At 73.3% G+C, this 3,536-nt stretch carries 5 protein-coding genes; 2 read left to right on the top strand and 3 right to left on the bottom strand.

Going from position 1 to position 3,536, the window contains the following annotated elements; translation table 11 throughout:
* Window positions 1-269: 269 nt before the first annotated feature.
* Together HET64_RS37540 and HET64_RS37545 are read left to right on the top strand one after the other, a co-directional pair.
* Window positions 270-722 carry a DoxX family protein gene (locus HET64_RS37540; protein ID WP_215111714.1) on the top strand — a complete coding sequence of 151 codons (453 nt, stop codon included), beginning with the start codon at window positions 270-272 and terminating at the stop codon, window positions 720-722.
* Complete coding sequence (locus HET64_RS37545; protein ID WP_215111710.1) at window positions 719-1,159, top strand: Zn-ribbon domain-containing OB-fold protein; 441 nt, start codon at window positions 719-721, stop codon at window positions 1,157-1,159. The genes HET64_RS37540 and HET64_RS37545 overlap by 4 nt, the downstream gene beginning before the upstream one ends.
* 45 nt (window positions 1,160-1,204) lie before the next feature.
* On the opposite strand, the gene HET64_RS37550 is transcribed toward HET64_RS37545, so the two are convergent.
* The 3 genes from HET64_RS37550 to HET64_RS37560 form a co-directional block, all read right to left on the bottom strand.
* Window positions 1,205-1,789, bottom strand: a complete 585-nt coding sequence (locus tag HET64_RS37550; RefSeq protein WP_215111711.1) for a hypothetical protein — start codon at window positions 1,787-1,789, stop codon at window positions 1,205-1,207.
* A 33-nt stretch (window positions 1,790-1,822) separates the two neighbouring features.
* Window positions 1,823-2,731, bottom strand: coding sequence for a zinc metalloprotease HtpX (gene htpX / locus HET64_RS37555; RefSeq protein WP_215111712.1), 909 nt, complete (start codon window positions 2,729-2,731; stop codon window positions 1,823-1,825).
* 227 nt (window positions 2,732-2,958) lie between these two features.
* On the bottom strand, window positions 2,959-3,536 hold a 578-nt coding region (locus HET64_RS37560; protein ID WP_215111713.1), incomplete at its 5' end, for a pyridoxal 5'-phosphate synthase.

Genomic DNA, 3,536 nt, shown 5'->3' on the forward strand with positions numbered 1-3,536 from the left:
GTTGATCACGGGCGGGGGCCGGGGCGGCCGGAGCCGCTGCCGGCGCCTCGGCCCGGGCGGCGGCGACGGCAGGTTCGGCGCCGGTCGCGGCGACCACGGCCCACCGTCGCGGTACGCGGGACACCCCCTCCAGCAGGGCGCCGCTTTCCCGCCGGTCGGGCGGCGGAACGCCGAGGGGTTCCGGAGGCCGAACCTCGCCTTCCCTCTTGCGCCGGGCCACCATGTCCGCTGAACTGACGTACCGTCAGAAACTCTTCTCCGGAGGCCCGATGCGGACGATCTGGCTCAGCGGCGCGGAATGGCTCGCCGTCCTGCGCATTGGCCTCGGCCTGTGGTGGCTGGAGAGCTGGCGGCACAAGGACAAGAAGGGCTGGTTCGAGCGCGGCACGGGCATCGCCTGGGCGGCGGACGTCGCGGGCAAGCATCGCTGGGGCGTGGTGCGCACGGGCTTCCGGCGGGTCGTCGAACCGCGCCCGAAGGCGATGGCGTACATCGTCGTCTACGCGGAACTCGCCCTCGGTCTCGGCCTGGTGGCAGGATTCCTGACCCCGGTCGCCCTGGTCGCCGGGCTTCTCCTCAACCTGCTCTACCTGGTCCTGATGATCCACGACTGGGCCGAGCAGGGACAGAACGCGATGATGGCGCTGATCTCCCTGGTGGCCCTGTTCGCCATGGCCTGGCAGACCTGGTCCCTGGACTCCGCCCTCGGACTGTTCCCGTGACCCCGCAACGCGCGACGGCCCCGCGCTTCGACCTCCCCGAGCCCGACGCCTTCACCCGCCCCTACTGGGACGCCGCGGCGGAGGGGCACCTGCTCCTGCGCCGCTGCGGCGGATGCGGCCGGGCCCATCACTACCCGCGTGAGTTCTGCCCGTACTGCTGGAGCGAGGACGTCGGCTGGGAGCGCGCGAGCGGGGAGGCGACCCTCTACACCTGGTCCGTCGTCCACCGCAACGACCTGCCGCCCTTCGGCTCCCGCGTCCCGTACGTCGCGGCCGTCGTCGACCTCGCCGAGGGCCCCCGGATGATGACGGAGATCGTGGAGTGCGCGCACGACGGTCTTCGGATCGGGATGGGGCTGACGGTCACGTTCCGGAGCGGGGACGCGGAAGCGGGGGGCGGCGGCGAAGCCGTGGCGGTCTTCCGGCCCCGGGGCTGAACAGCGTTCCTGGACCACACCACCGCCACCACCGTCAGCGGCTGATCACAGCCCCGGCGCGCCCCACACCGGGAACCACCGGGACAGGTCCTTCTCCACCCGGAGGTCGTCCCCGAGGACGCCCCGCACCTGGAGCTCCAGCTGGTTGTCCCGCTTCTCGGCGTCGCCGGGCAGCGGGGCGAACGGATAGAACGTGCCGCGCTTGTAGAGGTAGACCAGCGCCAGCGACCGCCCCTCCGCGTCCCGGAAGCCGATCAGGGAGCAGAGCAGCTGCGGGCCGAAGCCGCCGTCCTGGAGCAGGGTGTTGACCGCGTGGAGGTCGTTGACCAGGGCGGCGGAGTCGTCGGCCGGGTGGCGGGCCAGCAGCCAGGTGTAGCCGTACGCGTCCCGGCTGAACTCCACCGGGATGCCGCCGCGCTCCGTGTCCGCGTCCAGCAGTTCGCGTACGTCCTCCTGGAGCCGGGCGAAGCCACCGCCCTCCACGCCCGCGAAGCAGACCGAGCCCAGGCCGGTCGGTGCGAAGCCGGCGGCGGCCTGGAGGGTGAGGGCGGCGGAGGGGACGGCGAAGAGCTGGTCGAGGTCGGGGCGGACCGGTTTGCTCCGGCCGAGGATCGCGTCGAGCAGGCCCACGGGCGTCACTCCTCACCGTTCTTCACTGCGTGCTCAGCGGGACAGGTCGGCGGAGATGCGGGACAGCTGGTCCAGGCGCTGCTCCAGCGTCGGGTGGGAGGAGAACAGCCGGCCCAGGCTCTCCTTCGCGGAGAACGCCGGCATGAAGTAGAAGGCGTTGTACGGCTCCGCCTTCCGCAGGTCCTCGGTCGGGATGCGGGCCATCTGCCCGCTGACCTTCGTCAGGGCGGAGGCGAGCGCGGAGGGCCGGCCGGTGAGCAGGGCGGCGGCCCGGTCGGCGGACAGCTCGCGGTAGCGGGACAGCAGCCGGGTCAGCAGGAAGCTGATCGCGTACACGACGGCGCTGATCAGCGGGATCAGCAGCAGGAGGATGCCCGCCGGGTCGTTGCCGGGCCTGCTGCGGGCGAAGCCGCCCCACAGGGCGATACGGGTGACGATGCCCGCCAGCACGCCGAGGAACGAGGCGATCGTCATGACGGCCACGTCCCGGTGCGCGACGTGCGACATCTCGTGGGCGAGGACGCCCTCCAGCTCCTCCGGCTCCAGTCTGCGCAGCAGGCCCGTCGTCGCGCAGACCAGGGCCGTCTTCTCGCTGCGGCCGGTGGCGAACGCGTTCGGTACGTCGCTCTCGGCGATGGCCACCTTGGGCTTCGGCATGTCCGCCAGCGCACAGATCCGGTCGATGGTGCCGTGGAGTTCGGGGGCCTGCTCAGGGGTGACCTCGCGGGCCCCCATGCCGTACGCGGCGATGCGGTCGCTGAACCAGAACTGGGTGATGAACAGGCCGCCCGTGATGATCAGGATGATCGGCCAGGAGCCCCACAGGGCCGCGAGGAGCACGCCTACGAAGACGACGTAGAGCAGACCGATCAGGAACATGGTGGTGACCATGCGACCGGTCAGGCCCCGGTCGGGGGCGTAGCGCGAACGGGCTCGTGGCATCGGTGCCTCCCAACAGCTCACCTCTCACCTGACTCCCATAGTGCCCCTTTACGGTGAGAAGCGGATAAAGGTGCTGTCTGCACCGGCCCGGGGCCCACCGGCCCGGGGCCCACCGGCCCGGGGCCCACCGGCCCGGGGCCCACCGGCCCGGGGCCCACCGGCCCGGGGCCCACCGGCCCGGGGCCCACCGGCCCGGGGCCCACCGGCCCGGGGGCCGCCCGCGCCGGTCACGGCCAGAGCAGCTCGCGCGCCCAGCCGTCGTCCTCCTGGCGCCGGTAGCGCAGCCGGACGTGCCGGCGCCGGGCGTCGCCCTGGAAGAACTCGGCCTCGGCCGGCTCGACCACGTACCGGGTCCAGGTCGGAGCCTCCGTGTCCGGTTCCGCCCGGGCCCGGTCCCAGGCCGCGTCCGCCGCCCGGTGCAGCTCCGCCACGGAGCCCACGACCTCGCTCTGCGCCCCGGTCAGTGCTGCGGCGAGCGCCCCGGTGGACCGCGCGTGCAGGTCGGCGTGGCTCTCGGCGGGCGTGCAGCGGACAACAGGGCCCCGGACCCGTACCTGCCGGCCCTGTGCGGGCCAGTAGAAGCCGAGCGCGGCGTACGGGCGGGCGGCGAGCTGGTGACCCTTGGCGCTGGTGGCGTGGGAGGCGAAGTGGAAGCCGCGCTCGTCGGCGTCGTGGAGGAGCAGCGTGCGTACGTCGGGGAGGCCTTCGGCGTCGGCCGTGGCCAGCGACATCGCGTGCGGCTCGGCCTGCCCGGCGGCCACGGCCTCCGCGAACCAGGTGTGGAAGAGGGGGACCGGGGCGGGCG

This window comes from Streptomyces sp. McG3 (assembly GCF_018619185.1).
In the GTDB taxonomy this organism is placed as follows: domain Bacteria; phylum Actinomycetota; class Actinomycetes; order Streptomycetales; family Streptomycetaceae; genus Streptomyces.

Bases quoted from the DNA above. Each gene is read 5' to 3' on its own strand.
- htpX (WP_215111712.1), bottom strand. From the start codon at position 2,731: ATGCCACGAGCCCGTTCGCGCTACGCCCCCGACCGGGGCCTGACCGGT.
- HET64_RS37540 (WP_215111714.1), top strand. From the start codon at position 270: ATGCGGACGATCTGGCTCAGCGGCGCGGAATGGCTCGCCGTCCTGCGC.